General features: G+C 45.0%; 14 protein-coding genes. 11 read left to right on the forward strand and 3 right to left on the reverse strand.

Going from position 1 to position 21443, the window contains the following annotated elements; translation table 11 throughout:
• The first annotated feature begins 45 nt into the window (after positions 1-45).
• Complete coding sequence (locus tag ADIS_RS04035) at positions 46-1026, forward strand: pyruvate dehydrogenase complex E1 component subunit beta (RefSeq protein ID WP_010853060.1); 981 nt, start codon at positions 46-48, stop codon at positions 1024-1026.
• A 97-nt stretch (positions 1027-1123) separates the two neighbouring features.
• Here the strand turns inward: ADIS_RS04035 and ADIS_RS04040 are convergent, their stop codons facing one another.
• Positions 1124-3643, reverse strand: coding sequence for a TonB-dependent receptor domain-containing protein (locus ADIS_RS04040; RefSeq protein ID WP_010853061.1), 2520 nt, complete (start codon positions 3641-3643; stop codon positions 1124-1126).
• Between the two features lie 335 nt (positions 3644-3978).
• On the opposite strand from ADIS_RS04040, the gene ADIS_RS04045 reads away from it, so the two are divergent.
• The 3 genes from ADIS_RS04045 (at position 3979) to ADIS_RS04055 (ending at position 6542) form a co-directional block, all read left to right on the forward strand.
• On the forward strand, positions 3979-5052 hold the full coding sequence (locus ADIS_RS04045; protein ID WP_010853062.1) for a sensor histidine kinase: 1074 nt from the start codon (positions 3979-3981) through the stop codon (positions 5050-5052).
• A 35-nt stretch (positions 5053-5087) separates the two neighbouring features.
• Entirely contained in the window at positions 5088-5828 is a 741-nt protein-coding gene (locus ADIS_RS04050) for a LytR/AlgR family response regulator transcription factor (protein WP_010853063.1), read from the forward strand.
• A 192-nt stretch (positions 5829-6020) separates the two neighbouring features.
• Positions 6021-6542, forward strand: coding sequence for a hypothetical protein (locus ADIS_RS04055; protein ID WP_035804628.1), 522 nt, complete (start codon positions 6021-6023; stop codon positions 6540-6542).
• 98 nt (positions 6543-6640) lie between these two features.
• Here ADIS_RS04055 and ffh read toward each other — a convergent pair whose 3' ends face one another.
• Positions 6641-7972: a signal recognition particle protein gene (ffh, locus tag ADIS_RS04060; RefSeq protein ID WP_010853065.1), complete on the reverse strand. Its 1332-nt coding sequence runs from the start codon at positions 7970-7972 to the stop codon at positions 6641-6643.
• A gap of 541 nt (positions 7973-8513) precedes the next feature.
• On the opposite strand from ffh, the gene ADIS_RS04065 reads away from it, so the two are divergent.
• The 7 genes from ADIS_RS04065 to ADIS_RS04100 all read left to right on the forward strand — a co-directional run bounded on the left by ADIS_RS04065 (position 8514) and on the right by ADIS_RS04100 (position 20246).
• Positions 8514-8990, forward strand: coding sequence for a DUF6508 domain-containing protein (locus ADIS_RS04065; protein WP_035804630.1), 477 nt, complete (start codon positions 8514-8516; stop codon positions 8988-8990).
• Positions 8991-9339: 349 nt separating this feature from the next.
• Positions 9340-13512: a T9SS type B sorting domain-containing protein gene (locus ADIS_RS22170; RefSeq protein WP_010853069.1), complete on the forward strand. Its 4173-nt coding sequence runs from the start codon at positions 9340-9342 to the stop codon at positions 13510-13512.
• On the forward strand, positions 13491-14474 hold the full coding sequence (locus ADIS_RS04080; RefSeq protein WP_010853070.1) for a PorP/SprF family type IX secretion system membrane protein: 984 nt from the start codon (positions 13491-13493) through the stop codon (positions 14472-14474). The genes ADIS_RS22170 and ADIS_RS04080 overlap by 22 nt, the downstream gene beginning before the upstream one ends.
• Before the next feature lie 60 nt (positions 14475-14534).
• A complete protein-coding gene (locus tag ADIS_RS04085) occupies positions 14535-16961 on the forward strand; it encodes a YfhO family protein (RefSeq protein WP_010853071.1) in 2427 nt (808 codons plus the stop codon).
• A 12-nt stretch (positions 16962-16973) separates the two neighbouring features.
• Positions 16974-17687 (forward strand): class I SAM-dependent methyltransferase, encoded by a 714-nt coding sequence (locus tag ADIS_RS04090; protein ID WP_010853072.1) that lies wholly within the window; start codon positions 16974-16976, stop codon positions 17685-17687.
• Entirely contained in the window at positions 17688-18722 is a 1035-nt protein-coding gene (locus ADIS_RS04095) for a glycosyltransferase family 4 protein (RefSeq protein ID WP_035804631.1), read from the forward strand.
• A gap of 30 nt (positions 18723-18752) precedes the next feature.
• On the forward strand, positions 18753-20246 hold the full coding sequence (locus ADIS_RS04100) for an oligosaccharide flippase family protein (RefSeq protein ID WP_010853075.1): 1494 nt from the start codon (positions 18753-18755) through the stop codon (positions 20244-20246).
• Between the two features lie 2 nt (positions 20247-20248).
• Here the strand turns inward: ADIS_RS04100 and ADIS_RS04105 are convergent, their stop codons facing one another.
• Positions 20249-21343, reverse strand: coding sequence for a DegT/DnrJ/EryC1/StrS family aminotransferase (locus tag ADIS_RS04105; RefSeq protein WP_010853076.1), 1095 nt, complete (start codon positions 21341-21343; stop codon positions 20249-20251).
• Between the last annotated feature and the right edge of the window lie 100 nt (positions 21344-21443).

Genomic DNA, 21443 nt, shown 5'->3' on the forward strand with positions numbered 1-21443 from the left:
GAGATTCCTTTCTATTTTTACGACCATAGAAAATTTTGCGTATACATGAAAGAAATACAGTTTAGAGACGCTATTCGGGACGCGATGTCAGAGGAGATGAGACGTGATAAAAATGTCTTTCTGATGGGTGAAGAGGTAGCCGAGTACAATGGTGCCTACAAGGCTAGCCAAGGCATGTTGGATGAGTTTGGGCCAGAAAGGGTTTATGACACACCCATCTCTGAGCTTGGATTTGCAGGTCTGGGTGTAGGTGCCGCAATGAACGGTCTTCGACCCATCATCGAGTTTATGACCTTTAATTTTTCGCTGGTAGCCATCGACCAAATAATAAACTCCGCTGCAAAAATGTACTCCATGTCCGGAGGACAATACTCCGTTCCGATTGTTTTTCGCGGTCCGACTGGAAATGCCGGTCAACTAGGTGCCACGCATTCATCCAATTTTGAGAATTGGTTCGCCAACACGCCAGGCTTGAAAGTAGTAGTTCCTTCAAACCCCTACGATGCCAAGGGATTGCTAAAGGCATCCATACGGGACAATAACCCCGTAATCTTCATGGAATCAGAACTGATGTATGGTGATCGCGGGGAGGTTCCAGAGGGAGAATACCTGTTGCCATTAGGTGTGGCCGACATCAAGCGAAAAGGAAAAGATGTGACCATAGTTTCCTTTGGGAAAATCATCAAAGTAGCCTATGAGGCCGCGGAAGTTTTGGCCAAAGAAGGCATAGAAGTGGAGATCGTTGACCTCAGAACCGTTCGGCCTATCGACTACGATACCGTGATTCAGTCTGTCAAAAAAACAAACCGATGTGTAATTGTCGAGGAAGCAAACCCCCTTTCCTCAATTGCGACCGATCTGGCGTTCAATATACAGCGACTGGCATTCGACTACCTGGATGCGCCTATTCTACGCGTAAACTCCATGGATATCCCGCTTAGTTACGCTCCAACCTATATTGAAGCTACACTTCCTAATGCGAAGCGAACCATTGACGCGGTGAAAAAGGTATTGTATCGGGATTAATCCTACTAGTCATTTAATAACTAAAATAAATGTAAAGAAAAAAGGCTTCCACGCGGAAGCCTTTTTTCTTTATTATTAAACTCAATCCCAAACTGTCTTAATTGTCTATCATGGTGCCACCACCTTCTTGCTTTAGATCTTCATTGGTAACTCCCCGTCTCTTCCTTCGCTGACCTCCATCGACGCTGAGCTTACCGATTCGATAGGAAAAGTTAACCTTAAAGTTCATATTTCGCAAGGATGTCACACTTTGTTGCATAATTGTCGGTGTATACAACTCATTTCTTATCCTAAACTCTGTCGTAAAGAAGTTCTCTGCACCAAAACCAACCGTTCCCTTACGCTCATTGAATTGCTTGTTGAAACTCAAGCTGTAGATACCAAACCCTCCTGCTGTACCCTGAAGCTGAACGGCTCGTCCCCTGTAAAAGGAGAAGGCCTGAATCTGCCAGTTCTTGGGAAGGGTGTAGTTTCCGAATAACCGGCCACTCACCACAAAACCTTCATTCTGTGCCGCAAACATGGGGTCGTCAAGTCCGTTGTCCAATCTTGCAAAAAAGCTATCAACACTACCGTTCAACGAGAATTTTCCTGAAACATTGACATTGGAAAAAACACTTAACCCAAAGGCCTGCTCTCTTCCGATATTTTCAAAGGTAGTAAAAATCACATCGTCATCCTGAATGGTACGCAACGGCTGAATTGACCCTGTGGTATTTCGATAATAGGATGTAATGTTTAACGAAGAACCCTTGATGTAGGTACTATAGGACATTTCGTAGTTATCGGTCAACTCCGGATCCAGCAAAGGATTGCCCTGGGTGATTTGGAGCGGGTTGGCTGCCTGGATATTTGGATTTAGAAAATTCAGTGAGGGACGCTGGATCCTACGGTTGTAGGCTCCTTTTATCATGTTGCCGTTTGACAGTTTCCTACCGACGTTCACACTTGGTACAAAAACCCCATAGTCTGGTATATCCGCAGGCATTTCCGAATTCCTGAAATCGGCCTGAATGGTCGTATACTCGTAGCGCAGGCCAGCCTTCAACGTATAATGTTCCAGGAAACTCTGCGTAAGTGACAAATAGCCTGCCGTTACGTTTTGATCGTAGTTGAATTGGTTTGAAAATGTGACATCGGTATTCTGAACATAAGGAGCACCAGGCCCGTCTGCTTCGAAATAGGCAAAATCGCTGACAGCTTTTCTCAGGATATTTTTTGCACCGTATTCCAAGATTTGTTTGCCTCCCGTTCCCAAAGGGGTAACGTAATCCAATTGGATGGTGAATTCCTCATTGATTCCTTCGTTGTCGTTCCTTATCCTGAAGATGATATCATCAAAGCTGGCATTATATAGGCTATTGGTAAAATCGTTGGTAAGGTTGTTCCTGCTGTAGAGGGTCGATACCGAAAACTCCTTCTGCGGCTTCTCGTAGGTCTTTGTGTAATTAAAATTAAAATCAACTGAATTGGAAAGATTGTCGGTGTTGACATCTCTCAGTACCGAACTAAGCAATTGCTGCTCCCTAAACGTATCGGTAAGCAATCCATTCTGGCGGCTGCGCATATTTCTTACGCCCACACTCACAGAAGCCGTAAGGAAATTAAATTTATTGATATCAAAGTCCCACCCCAGATTATACCTTCCAAACAACATATTGTTCCTCGTATCGGCGGATTGAAGAATTCGGGTATTGTTACCGCTGGGGTCTATCAGGGTCTGCTCGTTTTCAAATCCTCCAAGGATGTTGTAGCCAGCACGCCCAAAACCACCAAGAGTCCAGCCCATCTTTCCCTTTTTGGCACTGGCATTGGCACCTAAATTGGATCCTCTAAGACCGGCACTACTATTGATGTTCAATGAAAGGCCTTGAAGTTTATTCTTCTTTGTCACTATATTAATAACTCCGCCAGTACCTTCCGCGTCGTATTTTGCCGAGGGCGATGTGATGACCTCCACCGACTTGATCTCCTCTGCCGGTATTTGTTTTAGAGCTTCAGCTATGTTATTGGCAACAATAGCCGATTGCCTTCCGTCTATCAGAACCAAAATGTTGCTGCTACCCCTCATAGATACATTACCGTCAAGGTCAACAGATAGCATAGGCACTCTCCGTAGCACGTCTGAGGCATCCCCCCCAGCCGTAGTCAGATCATTTTCGGCGTTGTATATGGTGCGGTCTACCTTCTCCTCAATCAACTGACGCTGACCCTGCACCACTACTTCCTGCAAAGCGACTGACTCTTCGGCAAGCTCAATTTTACCAAGATTAAAGTAGTTACTGGAGGGAGTCACTTCAATATCGATGGGCGACGAAGAATTGTATCCCATAAAGGAAACCCTGAGTTTATACTTTCCGTCTTTGAATCCGGTTATGAAAAACTCTCCGTCATCGTCCGCTACCGCTCCAGCCACATTTCGGTCTGATTCGGCATCCACAAGGATCACCGATGCGTAGGAAACAGGATTATCGGATTTGTCGGCGACTTTTCCCGTAATTTGGTAGCGAGGTCCATTTTCTTGGGCAAAAGAGGAGAAATCATTGCCAAAAAATGCTGCGACCGCTGTTAATACACCGATAAGGTAGTTGATATTTTTCAAAGATTTAAAATTCATTGTTTGGTCTAGTTATTCAAAATTCAACAGCAAATAAAAGGCATGCACACACGAGTAAAAAATCTATTAGACGAAAGCCCATTTTTTATAGACGAAACCCGCTGATGAGCCGTTTTTATTTCCCAAAGGCACTTTGTTGGCTTTTATCGATTGGATTGGGAATTTTGACGACATAATTTGAGGAACCGTATAATATCGTAAAAGTTTACCCTGTATCCATATAAGTTTGTGGGATTGGATTCTGCGACAATCCGTTAAAAAGTCGATTTCTGAGATGTAACGGCTGAATCGAACCGCCTTCCGTCTGGGCATTCGTTAGGCGTAAAAAGAAAAAAATGAAACCCACCCTATTTCGAAAGAATCTTACGGTAGTGGTACACATCCTTGCATGGTTGCTCGTAGCCTTGGCCTTGTTTGTGATCAATCCACTATCCTGGAAAATCGACCTTCCTGCTGAATTTTGGATCAAGCAAGGTTTGATTCTGACCATACTCATCTGGTCTTTCTACGGAAATATTTTCTTTATTGCTCCGCGGTTCCTTTTTCAAGAAAAATATGGGCAGTACCTGTTTATTGCGTTGGGTACCGGACTGCTTTTTGTGCTTTTGTTGCAAAAATACGATAGCTGGGTTGAGTTTTCCAGAATTATGCATGAGGCCTTCCGGCCCGGTGAAGCGTATGTACCAAAACCAAAGAGCTATACGTGGGACATCGTTTTCTACCTTCAGTACGCACTCAGTATCGGCATAAGTACGAGCATAGCAGCCGTGCAGAAATGGCAAATGGAGGACCTGGTACGGCGGCAATTGGAGGAGCAAAAGAAATCCTCTGAGCTATCCTATCTCAAAGCCCAAATCAATCCCCACTTTTTTTTCAATACGTTAAACAATATTTATGCGCTGATCAACTTTGACGTGGAGAAGGCCAAAGCTGCCCTGTTAAAATTATCGAGGATGATGCGCTATGTGCTGTATGAAACGGAAAAGGACAAAACACTGCTTTCCAGCGAGGTAAATTTCATCAACGACTACATTTCGTTGATGCAAATGCGCGTCTCTGAGAAAGTAAAACTGGATATACATGTCCAAGAGAAGGTAGAGGACATCATGATTGCGCCCATGCTACTGCTACCTTTTATCGAGAATTGTTTCAAACATGGCGTGACCGCAGGCCAAGAGAGCCATATCAAAATTAACCTGACAATGGAAGGCAACTGTTTGCAACTTCAGACAGAAAATAAAATCAACGAAAAAAATCAGTCGAGTCCTGAAATCAACCGAAAAGGCATTGGACTAGCAAACACCCTAAGAAGGTTATCACTTCTGTATAAGAACAAACACACGCTGCTTATAGACGACACCAACCCCGAGAAAAACTACCGAGTAGATTTATCTATCAACCTAGGTTGATCTGTTCCGATCAAAAAAATCGCTAACTTGTCGGCATGGCCGATTCAAAGATCAGATGTATCGCGGTAGATGACGAACCGTTAGCCCTCGCTTTGGTAAGTGGATTTATATCCCAAACACCCTTCCTCGAATTGGTGGGAAAATTTGAAAACGCTATCGAAGCACTGAGCTTTATACATGAGAAGGAAGTTGATCTCATTTTTTTGGATATTCAAATGCCTGGTCTTACGGGAATGGAACTGGCAAGGGTTTTGGAGGGTCATAAAAATAAAAATAGACCGAAAATCATTTTCACCACTGCCTACGATCAATTTGCGTTGGAAGGATACAAAGTGAATGCATTGGACTATCTATTAAAGCCGTTTGGTTACGATGAATTCCTGAGAGCGAGTACAAAAGCCTATCAAATTACCCAATCTGCCCAATTTCCTCCTCAGGTTTCGGTACCTCAAAAAGACTACCTGTTTTTAAAGGTCGAATACCAGTTGGTGAAGGTCTTTCTAAAAGATATCATCTGCATTGAAGGATACAAGGACTATGTGAAGGTACACCTGATTGACAAGCCACACCCCCTTTTGTCACTCACTTCATTGAAAAATTTGGAAGAAATCCTTCCAAGAGACCAGTTCATGCGGGTTCATAGGTCCTATATCGTTTCGCTAGACCACATAGAATCCGTTACCAAAAACACCATAAACTTGGGAGGAATCAGCATCGCTGTGAGCGACCACTATAAGGATGGATTTTTGAAGTTTATGGAAAAGTGGATATATTAACTTCCACTCAGGCAGTTTCTGCACGGATTTTGCTCATTTTTAGATACCAATTGGTTCTGGGAACCATTTACTAAGGTAATCCTCTCGCTAGGACAAACCTTTAAACGGTTCAGGTTTTTTTATTTACTAAAAATCAAAACAGAACTTTATTAAAGAATCCCACGTAAGATAGCAAGAGAAAAAAATAACATTATGAAAACTTTAGGTATTTTAGCATTATCCATCTTAATCACAACTTCCTGTCAACAAAAAGCGTCCGAACAACGATTCGTGTTCGAAGAAGAGAGAATCCTAGACTTGGAAACTGGCGACGAGTACTACCTACAAAACATGGACACGTTAACGGTCGTCAACATTGAGGGCGAAACCAGCCAAATAGTCGTGACAGCTGCCCCTTTCTCTGATAAAGAAGAACTTGATCTGATGATCAGCAACTACAAAGAAAAAATTGCCGGTCGTAAGGACGAAATGCTTACCGAACAAAAAACGAAAATCATCGACGAGCGGAAAGCTCGGTACGAAGAATACAGCAACGAAGAGCTGCTGGCCTTTTTTAACAAAATCCATCAAGAAGACGCGCCTTATGGTCAACAAATGGATGTAATGGCTGAACTTGTAAACCGTGAGGCCGTGTTGGAATTGGATGTCCCTACCCTTTTGGAAATCGACACAGCGAAAATCGACCTATATACTCCTTACAATGAAGGGGATTAAAAATTTCAAATGACCTATGGGCTTTAATCTAAGACTGAAAACACCCTGAAAATAGTCACCGATTTACCAGTCGGTGACTATTTTTTTACATTAACCTATTACCTTCTTCGCCCTCCGAGAGCACCTAGAGCCTTTTTGGCACCCCCCATATTATTCATCTGTTTCATCATTTTTTTCATGTCACCAAACTGCTTCATCAAATTATTGACCTCCTGAATGGATCTACCGCTTCCGGCTGCCAGCCGCTTTCTTCTGCTTCCATCAATGATATCAGGATTCTCCCGCTCCCCTGGGGTCATACTTTTGATGATCGCCTCTATGGGCTTGAAGGAGTCGTCGTCAATATCCAAGCCGCGCATGGCCTTACCCATACCAGGGATCATGCCTAGCAGGTCCTTTATGTTTCCCATCTTTTTGATTTGCTCCAGTTGGGAAAGGAAATCGTCGAAATTAAACTGATTCTTTCTGATTTTGGCATTGATCCGCTTCGCTTCATCCTCATCAAAGGATTGCTGGGCTTTTTCTACCAATGAAATCACGTCGCCCATCCCCAAAATCCGCTGGGCCATCCGGTCGGGATAGAAAATGTCCAAATTTTCCATTTTCTCTCCTGTGGAGATGAACTTAATGGGTTTGTTTACCACATGGCGGATGGAAATCGCTGCTCCGCCCCTACTGTCCCCATCCAATTTGGTGAGTACTACTCCGTCAAAATCCAAGCGCTCATCAAAAGTCTTTGCGGTATTGACAGCATCCTGCCCTGTCATTGAATCGACTACAAAAAGCGTCTCAGAAGGATTCACCGTGCTTTTTAAGACGGAGATTTCATCCATCATTTTATCGTCTACCGCAAGACGGCCGGCCGTATCAATGATCACGGTTTTTTTCCCGGTTTTCTTGGCGTGGGCAATGGCATTTTTAGCGATGGTCACCGCATCTTTATTCTCCGGCTCGGCATATACCTCCACTCCAATCTGACCGCCGAGAGTTTTGAGCTGCTCGATGGCTGCGGGCCTGTAGATATCACATCCAACAAGCAGCACCTGACGCCCCTGCTTTTTCAAAAAAGCAGCCAGCTTACCCGAAAAAGTCGTCTTACCAGAACCCTGGAGTCCGGAAATCAAAACGACAGCAGGATCACCTTTTAGGTTGATATCCTCCTTAGCCCCCCCCATGAGTTTGGTAAGCTCCTCCTGTGTGATTTTCACCAATAATTGACCGGGGGAAACAGCGATCAACACATCTCGTCCCAATGCCTCTTCTTTGATCCGATCGGTCACATCTTTGGCAACCTTGTAGTTAACGTCTGCGTCTATCAGCGCACGTCTGATTTCCTTTACAGTACTTGCTACATTGATTTCCGTGATGGTTCCAGTACCTTTTAAGGTCTTAAAGGCCCGGTCTAACTTGAAACTAAGATTATCGAACATGATTTTGGAGTCGGTTTTTGGAGGTACAAAAATAATTAAAATAAATTCGTTTAAAAGTATTCCGGCTCATTAATGCATTTCCGCCACTTAGGCACCTCTCATCAGAAACAAAGAAAGAAAATATTTTTCTATTTTTTAAATTTAAAAGTCAAATTTATTTATCACCAAATTTGAACCAAAAAAGGTTATTTCGCGAAGGCATTTTATCCTTCTCACTGTACCCCAGTACCGCTATCCAGCTGTTATCAAAGACATCTGTCCAATTCAAAAGCTTAAATCATGCATTTTGAATGTAAAAATACCCCGATCAGGGTATTTTTTTGGTAGAAAAAAAGTCGTTACTTACACCCCGAAATCATATCATTATCAAATGATTAGAGATCAAAGCGATTGGTTCTACAAATGGCATTGGGTTTGAGTTTGAAAAAGCCTAACAGAGCAATATCTCTGTTTAGGTAGTTTTATCATTCTAAATTTTAAGTTTTTGTAACTATATTAAAACAATTGTGTTAAAATTAATAAGGGATTAAAACTAATTATCATGAACATGATACAAGAATCTACCCCATTATTCATACCGATAAGCCATTTTCCCGAACATTGTAAGAATCTAAAGAGTGGCAACCTTAAGCCTTTACTCGATGTGATCCATGAATTGGAACTCAAATTCTATAAAGCGGAAAAAAAGCTGGGTATAATAAATTTTGAACATACCTCCTATGAAGTCTTAGGTTTAAAAGGTATCCACGTGCGTTTGCTAGATACGGTCTTGAAATTAAGGTTGGTACCTTTTTTTGACTGGCAATCCTGGAAACACGAGGCTGAGCAATACTACAGTAACCCCAGTGGTCTTTACAACTTGGACATCGTGACGTTGGGGAAAATATTAACTGTACTGTTACGCTCCCAAACGATTTATGATGCCCGATTTTTGGAGGAAAAAATCAAAGACCGCTTTGCCCTAAACCTCTTGAAGGCAATTGTACATGCGCTTCAAAGAGACAACATCATAAGCTAACGAAAAGGACAGTGTTCTCTGTGTATTCAAAAAAACAAACCAAAATTAAAATAAATCCGTTATTTTTGAATGTGGCTCGAGATTTGCGAGTAGCGAGGCCACTTAGGTTTTGAAATTGCTGCAGTTGGTTTTTAGGTCATTTATGTGTTTGCTACCTTCGTTGGCACCGGGTAGTCTCAGGCAGGTACTTATTCTGCTTGTATTTTCTTTTTCTTTGATCATACCAAATGAGTATGCAAAAGGGCAAAATAGCCCCTCTTTGACCCTTTCAACCCAGTCAGCAACTTGCCCGGAAAATGGAAAAATATCAGCAAGCATCACAGGTGTTGACCAAAATGATATTAGCAACTTGTCATTTGATCTTTTTCTTGTCCCGAATTTGAATGATCCGATCCAATCAAATGCATCCGGTGAATTCACTGGGCTTCCTGCCGGCACTTACCGCGTAACCGCGGGTGGGGAATCCGGCGGACAGCCTTTTTCATTGGACCGAAATGCAATCGTAGCACAGGATGTGAAAGATTTTCGGTTTTCAGTGGCATCCCAAAGCGTCTGCGGTGAAAAGGATGGTGTGATAGAGGTAGTCGTCAATGAGGGCGTAGCGCAAACCTTCGAGCTAATTGGGCCGGTGGCCTTCCCGCCTCAGGAAACCCCCGTGTTTTCCGGTCTGAGCGAGGGAAGTTACACCATTCGGGTCACAGACGAATGTGGGGAAACAAGAACTCAGAATTATCGATTAGAAAGTCTCAGATTTGGAATCAACCCCACTATTCAGGAGTTTAAACCGCTTCTTCCAAGTTGCAGTACGGTTACGGTGGGCCATGCCCTTCAGACTCCCTATTTATCCAACGCTTTTCCGCTGGAAGTCACGCTCGAAGTTTTTAACCCGTCTGCATCTTTATTCGAAACGATCCACCTGACGGTAAATGAAAGTGACTTGGAAGGGGGGATGTTTTTCACGGAGATTCCCTTTTTTCCGGAGAATCGATATAGCTACACCATCTCTGCGGTGGATAATTGCGGATTGAGTTCGGAAAAGATCAGCTTCGAAGTCAATCGGAAGATAGCTATTTCGGATGATTTGCGCTGGGGCGCTGGAATGTGTGGTATGAGGCGCCTTTCCGTTAAACCTCTTTTTGCTGTTCCTCCGTTCACCATTCGATTCGACAGATTCCCGGATGGGTTTGACCCCGCAGTAGCCAATAGCGAATATCCGGGCCCTTACACTGAGGAAAATATTTTTTTTGGAAGTCCTGCAAATCCCATTCCTGACGGCACGTATACGCTTTCTGTCGAAGACGCCTGTGGAAACACCGCCTCCATCTCAGTAAACCACCGCACCATCGTCTCCGCACCATCTTTCACCGTGCTCAAAAGCTGCGCTCCGGGATTTGGCGATTTGGAATTGATGAATTTCGATTACTTTTTGGAATCGGTTACCCTAATGCAAGGCCCCCAAAGTTTTTCATCTGCTTACCCTATTGACCTCTCTCAGCACATCAGCAAAGACGATAAACGCAGGTTTTTGCTCACTGAACTGCCTTCTGGAGACTACGTTTTTGAAGTTTCGACCAGCTGTGGAGAGACTACCTTTAGGCGACCCGTAACCATCGTGGGCACGTCCACTACCACGGAAGAAATACATGTAGAGGAAAATTGCGGATCGTTTGATATAGCTCTTAACTACCAAAGTGATATTCCGCCGGCACAAAATCTACGATTTGGCCTTCAAAAAAAAGACATCCGTACCGGTGAATGGGTGCACCCCCGAACGGGGAGAGTATATGTAGATGGCTCGGAATTAACCAATACGAACTCGATACTTTTGGCAAATGGGCAGACAAATTTCAACTTTTCCTTTACCGGAGAATTCCGAATCGTAAAATCCGTAAGGACCTTTCGCAACGGTGAGGACATATTGCCGGGGGAAAGCCGGTTCACCTTTTGCATTGAGCCGGTCGAAGAATTCACATTCGCCGGGAGGTCTGTCATTGAGTCCGTCAATGCGTTCTCATGCGGCGATGATTCGTTTGATGTATACTTGGCAACAAATGGGTACAATCCGGTGACGTTTAGCATAATCTCGATAAACGGTGTACCTGTAAACGTCCAAAACGGAACCAACCCCCTGTTCAGCAACCTCGAGCCTGGCAGGTACCAATTTAGAACCGTGGATCGATGCGGTACTACCTCCACCACCGCACTTACCCTTTTCGAAAACAATCTCCCCGTTATCACCCCCCGCAACCTTTGCGAAGACGAAGACGGTGAGCTTCGTCTACCGTTTTTTGAACAGGTCAGCTACGAATGGTACCGGGAAGATGCACCGGAAATAATCCTAAGCCGCGAAAATACGCTTTCATTTGCGCCTTTTTCGATTATTTCCCACCAAGGCATTTATAAGGTGCGGATTTCCCATCCTGACCCTGCCAGCTGTATAAACGAAGTACTTGAATTCACCATCGATCCCGAACAGCTTGATGCGCAGGCAGGGATAGGCCAAGAGGCGCAAATATGCTACGGCACCACGGTCAACCTTTTTGACCACCTGTCTGCACCCTTTGGCACCTATGGAACTTGGACGGATTTCAATGAAACGGGAAATCTGGCAGGTAACCTTTGGGATACGGAAGGCTTGGCACCGGGAGTATATGAGTTTGGATATGAGATTGTTGGATTGTGCTCTGGGGAAGATAGCACCATCGTTAGACTAACCATTCTGCCTCCTGTAAACGCCCCAGAAGGAGATGCTTTTCAGGAGTTTTGTGAATCAGGGGAGCTAACTTTGGAAGACATTGTTCTGGTTGGAGAAAACATACGTTGGCATTCCACACCTTCGGGAAATCAACCTATTGCTCCCCAAACCCTCCTAGTAAATGAAAACACCTACTATGCAGAGCAGGTAATAGAGGGGTGCCCTTCTGCGGAACGCTTGGCTGTGACCGTTCGCCTGTACCCGCCACTGACTAATCCCGAAATCCAGGGCAATCAAGTAGTCTTTCAGTTGGAACCGGTAGCGCCAATTGCAGGAGCAGATCCGGAAGGGGGAAAAGGGCCAATTTCGTTCACTTGGGAACAGTCTTCTGATGGAGCGAGTTGGATAGGAATACCCCAGGCGAACGGAACTGCAATTGAGCCAGGCCTCCTGTTGAGCGACACTTATTTCCGGCGCATCGCACGAGATCAGCTCTGCGGAGAGGTCATAAGCAATGCCATATTGGTTGAGGTTCAGGTAGCCCCTATCCTAGCAGCAGACGATTCGTATGGCCCCCTGAAGGGATTTCAAGAAAATGTATTACCAATTTCAGAAAACGACCGTTTTCTGGGGAGGCCAGTTACACCTGGCGAAGTTACCTATCAATTGGTTTCTACTACCAATGAAACGGGCGGAGCGGTAAACCTACAGGCAAGGATTGACGAAGATGGCTTTTTGATCCTACCCTCCGGATCAACCCCTGGAAACTACCTGATCACCTATCAATTGTGTCAGGCGGCAATACCGGGAAATTGTAGTTTGGCCACCGTTACGGTTTGGATAGGTGCCATCGATGTGGTTATCACCAAAGAGGTAGATAGGCAACGCGCCGTTGAAGGGGAAATCATAACCTTTACCATTACGGCAACAAACAACAGCCCATTTCCCTTGGAAAGCATCAAATTGGACGACCAGCTTCCAAGCGGACTTCTGTTTTTATCCGCGTCTCAATCCTCTGTTGAAAATTATGTCTGGATAGTGGATAGCCTGTCTCCTTCGGAAACCTCTTCAATCAGTTTTGACGTCATAGCAACGAGGGATGGCGAGTATATCAACGAAGTGACCGTCTCGGTAGAAGACTTCTCCGCATCGGCTTCGAGTCCGCCGCTTATCGTACGTGCGAGGGAAACCGATTTGACGATCACCAAAACCGTCACCTTGGTAGAGATTTTTGATGGTGATGAGTTTTTCTATCAGATCGATGTTCGAAACAATGGCATAGATGACGGAATTGATGTATTGATCAATAATCGAATACCTCAGGGCTTACGGTTTTTGGATTGGGAATTCGAAACTACCGGTGGCGACATGAATCCTGTTTTATTGAACTCAGGCCAAATACAAACGTGGAACGTAAGCCACTTTCCGGTAGATGGTATCCTAACACTCCGATTACGGGTACTTGCTCTTGCAGACGGTTTGTTTACCAATGAAGCTTGGGTAGCAAGTGAAATCAATGACCCAAATCCGACGGATAATTCGGCAGAGGTTTCGAAGCGAGTAAATCCATTGTTCATTCCCAATGTAATAAAGCCGGATAACGACGGTAAAAATGAAACGTTCATCATTCGGGCAGATCATAAATTCGACAAAATTCGGTTGGTAATCTTTAACCGATGGGGAGATCCGGTGTTCCAATCGGCAGATTACCAAAATGACTGGGATGCGGCTGGACTAAATGCCGGAACCTACTATTACCAAGTGTCAGGAAATTTACCCAGTGGGGAGGAAATAAGGTATAAAGGATGGGTGCAAGTGATAAAATAATCCGGATTCTACGCAGTTATCTGCAGGGACTTGGGCTGTTATTTACGGCTTCCCTGTTATTGTGCCCTGTATTAACGCGTGCACAGCAATTACCACAGTTTAGCCAATACGCCTTTAATAGTCTACATATAAACCCGGCCTATGCGGGTTACAAGGTAGACCCTTTTGTACAGGCAAGTTACCGAAGCCAGTTTGTGTCGTTTCCTGGCTCACCGGAGACCTTCAGCATCACCGGTGATATGGCCTCCAGGGATGGATCGATGGGATTTGGGGCTTCCTTGCTATCTGACAGGTTAGGTGCATCGGCCCTCCAAAGTGTCTTGTTGACGTATGCCTATCGAATCAAAACAGGAGATCGCTCCTTCTTGGGTTTAGGGGTCAGTGCCGGCACGTCGGAACACAGTGTAGACGGAAACAGGTTACACCCGGACGATGCAACGGATGCTACCATTCCCATGGAACGCGTAAATCTTTTCATTCCAAACATAAACAGCGGTCTTTTTTTCCATTCCGAAACTCTCTTTGCCGGATTGAGCGTTTTTAATATGGTTGGAAGGCAAAATCTTGAAAATCAGGATGTAGTACTTGCTGCCCACAATCTGCATTACTTCTTCCAGCTGGGGGGAGTTTTCGACCTGGGAGTAGAGACTACATTTAAGCCCAGCATACTAATCCGGGATGATTTTTCTGGCCCTTTGAGTTATGATATCAATGCCATGTTTCTGTTAAACAATCGTTTTTGGGTAGGAACCTCTTATCGGTCAAGCATCCGAAACGAAGGCAATCGAAAAGCGTTGGTTGTCTTGTTAGACCTGTTTGTTACCGATTATATACGGTTTGGCTATGCTCATGACTTTAACCTTACGGCCACGAACAATTACCGAAACAACTCCCATGAATTGTCAATAGGCTACTACCTAGGAGATCGGGTACTCAAAGGACGGCAAAATTATAAATTTTAGAAGTGGAGATTAATGTTTAATTTGCACCGATAAGAGATTTGCCAACCCTATCGTTGACCCATGCCTTTTGATTTCAAAAAAGACCTACTTCCGCATTTACTTGGAATTGCCGTTTTTTACCTGATTACCCTATTGTATTTCTCTCCAATCGTCTTTGAAGGGAAATTGATCTTTCAATCAGACATCCTACAGTGGGAGGGGTCTGCCAAAGAGATTATTGATTTCAAAATGGAGTCAGGCGAAGAAACACTTTGGACTAACCGTATGTTTGGCGGAATGCCCTCGTACCTAATTCATAGTAATCCAAGCGGGGACATTACAAATTACATTATTAAAGTAATCACCCTCGGACTCCCCCACCCCATAGGGTCGTTGTTTTTTGGTATGGTGGCGATGTACATCCTGCTACTTAGTTTCGGAGTTCGTCCCCTGATAGCTGTAGGCGGAGCAATCGCATTTTCTTTTAACTCGTTCAACCTACTGAGCCTTGAAGCGGGCCATAATGCAAAAATCTGGGCGATCTGCCTAATCCCCCTTGTTTTTACCGGAGTACACCTGGCTTTTTCTGGAAAAAAAGCCCTCGGCGCGTTGATTACCGCCTTTGCCATTCTTCTCCAGCTTAAATTTAACCATCTTCAGATTACCTACTACACCTTTATATGCGTGCTGATATATGGCGTCGGCCAATTGGTGTATTTTTTCCGAAACAAGCAACTGACCGTATTTGCCGGAGTTGTTTCGTTCCTACTGATTGGTGCCTTGCTTGGAGTACTTGGAAATGCCACAAGACTCACCTCTGTGTTGGAATACAGTAAGTATTCCACTCGGGGGGTCAGCAACCTTGATGCTAACCAAACTACCCAATCAGGTTTGGATAAGGACTATGCCTTTCATTGGTCTCAGGGGAAATTAGAAACCCTCACCTTCCTTATTCCCAATTATTTCGGGGGTGGCAGTGTGCAGTCCCTGCCCAAATCCTCTGCTTCTGAGGAAGCCCTGAGAAGGCAGGGCATAGAACCCGCGCAGATTAATGAGTTTGTCCGCGGAGCGCCTACCTACTGGGGAGATCAACCGGGAACGGGAGGCCCTATCTATGGCAGTGTCATTATGGTGCTATTGTTCATAATTGGGATATTGATGGCCCGTCCTCTGCATAGAAATATTTTCGTAGGGATAGCCGTATTTACGTTGCTCCTCTCATGGGGCAAGAATCTGGAGTGGTTCAATTATTTTCTTTTCGATTACCTACCCGGCTACAATAAATTTAGGGCCGTATCGATGGCTCTTGGAGTGACGCTGTTTGCTGTGCCTGTATTAGGATCTTTGGGACTCGAAAACTTGGTAGCCCGTAGTCATGAAAAAGAAACCATCCGGAAATTCTGGATCTCCCTTATCGTTGTGGTTGGAGTTTTAGTACTCGCTATTCTCATTGCGGGAATTATGGGCTATCGGGGCAATGCAGAGGCTTCCTATCCGGACTGGCTGCAGCAAGCACTGCGCCAAGATAGAAAAAGCATGCTAATGGCAGATGCATTCCGTAGCTTGGTTTTTCTGGCTCTGACCAGTGGATTGATTTTTACACTTCTGAAGAGACAATTGAGCAAGTTGACCGCCCTGTTGGGAGTAGCAGTTCTGATCACCGTAGACGTTTGGGGTATCAATAAAAGATACTTGGATGCCGAAAGTTTTAGCGAAAATCCAACCCAACAATACTTCGCGGCCAGTCCCGCTGACCAAAAAATCCTTCAGGATACCGAATACTTCCGAGTACTTAATCTTCAAAACCCTTTTAACGAAGCACGCACTAGCTATCGGTTTAACAGCATCGGCGGGTATCATGGGGCCAAGCTCGGAAGGTACCAAGAATTGATCGAAAACATCCTTACGCCTGAAATGAACCAATTCATTCAAAAGGCACAGGAGGGTAATTTTGATTTCAACAGTATCCCTGTGCTAAATATGCTTAATACAAGGTATATCATGGCCGGACGTGCCGAAAACGCCGTTTTCAGAAATCCCCAGGCCAATGGTCCTGCATGGTTTCCTTCCGAAATCATCGATGTTTCTTCCAATCAGGAAGAAATCAATACACTTGCAGGGATCGATACCAAAGAGCAGGTGACCGTATCAGAGATACCGGAAATCTCGAGAAAAGTTGGAAAGGGCACGGTAACCCTAGAAAGCTATCTTCCTAACAGGTTGGAGTACCGAATAAATGCGGAAGAAGCCGGATTAGTGGTTTTTTCTGAAATTTATTACCCGACCGGGTGGAAAGCCACCATAAACGGCGAACCTGCGGATATCTTACGTGTCAACTACCTCCTGAGAGGATTGACGGTTCCGTCCGGATCTTCTCGGGTAGTCTTTGAGTTCAAGCCTAGCTCCTACTCAGCAGCTCTGACCGTTATGAACATTACCCAGTACCTACTCGTACTGACTCTCCTTGGGGTAGTTTTGATGCATTTACGTCCTTATTTGACCAAATAAACAGCTTAAATCATGTCTGAAAACGTAGCCAAATTTTACGATGAGTTTGCCGACAAGCAACTTAAGGTAGGGGTGAACTCAAGGCATTTCAGTATTCTTAGAAAAGTGGTGGATGCTGGTCTGAAACCCAATCACCGGGTTTTGGAAGTAGGCTGTGGTATTGGCACTGTCAGTCACCTTTTGGCCAAGATAGTTGACAAGGGATCTGTACTGGGGGTTGATATTAGTCCAGAGAGTATCCGACAGGCGGAAAAGCTGTGGACAAAATACCGGAACCTGTCTTTTGAAACGTCCGACATGTCGGATTTTGATAAACCGGGGCTTAGGTTTGACTTCATAGTATTTCCGGATGTTCTGGAGCATATACCTGTTGAGGATCATCACGCGTTATTTAAAACCGTCAGCCGCCATAGCCATTCGGAAACGGTATTATTTATTCATGTTCCCGCTCCCAGGTTTTTGGAGTGGATGATCAAAAACGAGTCCGATAAACTGCAGGTGATCGACCAGCCACTGGATACTGCCCGATTGGTCGGCGACCTTGCTACAAGTGGTTTTTACTTGGACAAAATGGAAAACTATAAGGTGTTCTACAACGAAAAAGATTATCAATATTTCGTCTTTAGAAAAATGCAACCGCTCACAGAAGTCTCGCATCGCTCAAAATGGGTCATTTTCTTCGAACGGATCCAAAACCGATTTGGGAGGATTAACCTAGTGTCCTAAATGTTGATTTATGTTGCACCGATTAGTACGGCATTTATCCAACGAGACCTGGAAATGCTCAGGGAAAAAACCAACCTGCAGTTTTTGACCTTTACGGATAAACCCGCCCTTTTGCCTGTCTACTTTTTCATCCAGTTTTTCCAGTTGAGCGTGCTGCTGCCCTTTACTGACCAATACCTGTGCTTCTTTGGAGGATACCACACAGTATTACCGGTGATTTTCGGGAAATTGTTCCACAAACGAGTGATCATCCAGTGTGGTGGCACAGATGCGATGCACCTCCCTCACATCAATTATGGAAACTACCGAAAGAAATGGCTACGGAAAGCTAGTATCTTCAGCTTTAAGAACTGCGCACTGATTGTTCCGGTTTCAGAGGCCTTGGTGGCTTCAGACTATCGCTACGATTCCGCGGCACCTGAAAAACAAGGACTAAAAAACCTTATACCAGGCCTTGCCACTCCTATCCAGGTTATACATAACGGCTTCGATGCTGCGTTTTGGAATGATCCGGGCAATGCCCGAAAGCATTTTTCGTTTTTAACTGTTGCAACCGGTATCACTGCCAGTAACCGGGCGAAGGTGAAAGGTATAGACCTAATTTTGGAGGCTGCCCATCGCTTCAAGCACTTTCATTTTACCCTAGTGGGTGACGACCGCTTTTCCACTGCACTTCCAAACGTGACCATCGCTCCCGCAATGGATAAGGAATCCCTGAGGTTGGCCTACCAGCAAAGCCAATTCTACTTGCAGCTATCCGCCTCTGAAGGTTTTCCAAATGCCCTGGCAGAAGCCATGCTTTGCGGATGCGTCCCGATCGGCTCAAAGGTGGGAGAGATTGCGCATATTATCGGTAATACGGGCTTTATCCTTGAAAAGCGAGATTTTGGATTACTTTGTACTATTTTTGACAACTTGGCAACCGACAAAACACTGGCAGAAAAGAGACGGCAAGCCCGCGATCGGATAACCACCCATTTTTCCTATTCACTGAGAAAGGAAAAACTACTGGGCATCATTGATCAGTCAAAATAAGCGGCCAAGCCAAACTAAAAGAATATCCCTTTGAACACCATCGCACGGCAAAGTCTTCTGACCACTCTTTTCGCCTATATGGGGGTAGTCGTCGGGTATTTCAATGTGCTATGGCTTTTGCCCTATGCGCTAGAGCCCGAACAGGTGGGCCTTTTCAAAACCATACAGGATTTAGCCATCCTGTTGGTTCCCTTTGCCCAACTCGGAGTAGGCAACGGAATTACCCGCTTCTTCCCATTGGTGGATGGTTCTAAGTTCCCCTTCTTGACCCAGACCTTGGTCGTCGGGATAATTGGATTCACTCTGCTGGCTGCGGTCTTCTGGGGGTTTAAAGATTCCATCATTTCACTATTTGCCCAGAATTCTCCTGAGGTAAATGACTATTTACTGGTCGCACTTCTTATCACACTGTTTTCGCTCCTAAGCACCATCCTTGAATCTTTCTGTCGATCCTACCTGAAAGTAGCGATCCCTTCGTTCATCAGAGACGTGCTTCTTCGACTTCTCATGGCCCTATTGGTTCTGGGCTATCTGTTCGATTTATATTCCTTCCATCAGTTGATGTGGGGATTGGGTTTGGTTTACTTCTTGGCTTTGGTTGCTACCCTTACGTACATGGTCAAACGTAATCTGTTCAAACTGACCTTGGACTGGAAAAATTTGGACAGAAAGTTCCAGTCGTCGTTTCTGAATTACAGTCTCATCACGCTTCTAGGCACGGCAGGAGCCCTACTGATCATGAAGATCGATAGCCTAATGGTGAGTTCTATGATTGGACTAGATGCGAATGCGGTTTATATTATCGGGTTTTCCATAGCCGTCGTCATCGAAATGCCCCGTCGGGCCATCTCCCAGGTGATCATGCCGGTGATTTCCGAAAAGTTTGCTGCCAACCAGTTGCCTGACATCCATCAGATCTACAAAAAGGTAGCTGTCAACCAACTACTGATTTGTCTTTTGGTCTTTCTGCTAATTTGGGTAAACATCGATAATCTCTATCACTTCGTACCTAACCGGGATATTTATCAGGCAGGCAAATGGGTGGTTTTCCTTATCGGGCTGGGAAAGATTACCGATGCCTTGTTTTCGGTAAACAGTGAGATCATCGTATTTTCCAAATACTACCTGTTTAACATTACAGCTACTGTAATCATGTGCGTGGCCGTTGTCTTTTTAAACAGTTGGCTAATCCCCATTTGGGGAATAGAAGGTGCTGCCCTCGCATCCCTTATTGCCATGTTGCTGTACAATGCAATCAAATTCGTTTACATCAAAGTTAGACTGGGGTTCAATCCCTTCACCGTTGCTTTGTTTAAAATTCTAGCTATCGGACTTGCCAGCTGGACAGTAGCCCGGTTCCTACTTCCCAGCCCCGATAGTGTCATATTTGACGTAGTAATAAAAAGCACTGTTCTCGTCTGCTGTTTCGGCATTGGAGCTAAACTGTGGGCGGTCTCTCCTGAGTCTGAATACTGGATACGGGAAAAAATCGCACCGATTTTGCAAAAGTTCAATAAACCATAGGCTCATTCAAAAAATCGCGCCACCACTTCAGCCACTTCCTGTACCTCCTCTTGCGTTAGGCCGGTGTTTAGGGGAAGAGAAAGCGTGGTTTTTGCAACGGTTTCGGCCACCGGATAAGGAACCCCATCCAAAAACGGGGACATATGGGGCAAGATTTGGGGATAATGGATCGCAGATCCGATTCCGTGTTTTTCCAGATAGCTTTTCAGTTGGTTGCGTTGTCTGCACTGAACGGTAAAAAGATGGGCATTATGGTCGTGCCCCAAGATACCTGTGGGAAGAATCAATTCATCGATTCCACGTAACCGCCGCAGATAGATCTCCGCCAACTCTTTTCGTAAGCCCTGCATCCCTGAAAAGTGCCGCAGCTTGATGCGTAAAAAGGCGGCTTGCAGCGTATCTATTTTTGCGTTTCTTCCGGAGATAAGGTGCTCATTACGAGCTACCTGACCATGGTTTACCCAAAGCCTGCATTGTTTCGCCCATTCGGCATCCATTGTCACCAACATCCCTGCCTCTCCGAGTGCTCCCAAATTCTTGGTTGGATAAAAGCTGAAACAACCGATGGTTCCCCATAAACCAGCCGATCTGCCATTGCTAAAGGCTCCAAACGCCTGCGCGGCATCTTCAATCACCTTTAAGCCAGATCGTTCGGCAATCCGGCTAAGCCGATCCATCCCTACCATCTTACCGTAAAGATGGACGGGAACGATAGCCTTCGTAGCCGAGGAAACCTTTTGCTCGATGCTATCGAGGTCAATCAGCCCCTCGGCAGTAACATCCACAAACCGCGGAACGGCACCCACATTCCTTATCGCTTCAGCCGTGGAAACCCATGTCAAAGCTGGCAGGATAACCTCATCACCGTAACCAATCCCCAGTACCTTCATCGCTATTTCCAGTGCGTCTGTTCCATTGGAACAGGGTATGACGAATGGTTCGCCAAGGTAGTTACGAATTTCTTCGGCAAAGGCATCCACCTCTTTCCCTCCCGAGAAAACACTGGTACGAACCAGTTCTTGAAATTTACTGCTCAACTCCTTTTGGAGTGATTGATGGACTTTGTCCAGGTCAAGAAAGGGAATCCTCATTGACATCTGTCTATATTTTTTTCAGCGGTCAAAACCCGCTCTAAACCAAAGATCGGCAATGCCTTTATCAATCCTCGGTAGAATCTCAAAACCTATGATCATCCGG

The organism is Lunatimonas lonarensis, assembly GCF_000390185.1.
Classification (GTDB): Bacteria; Bacteroidota; Bacteroidia; order Cytophagales; family Cyclobacteriaceae; genus Lunatimonas; species Lunatimonas lonarensis.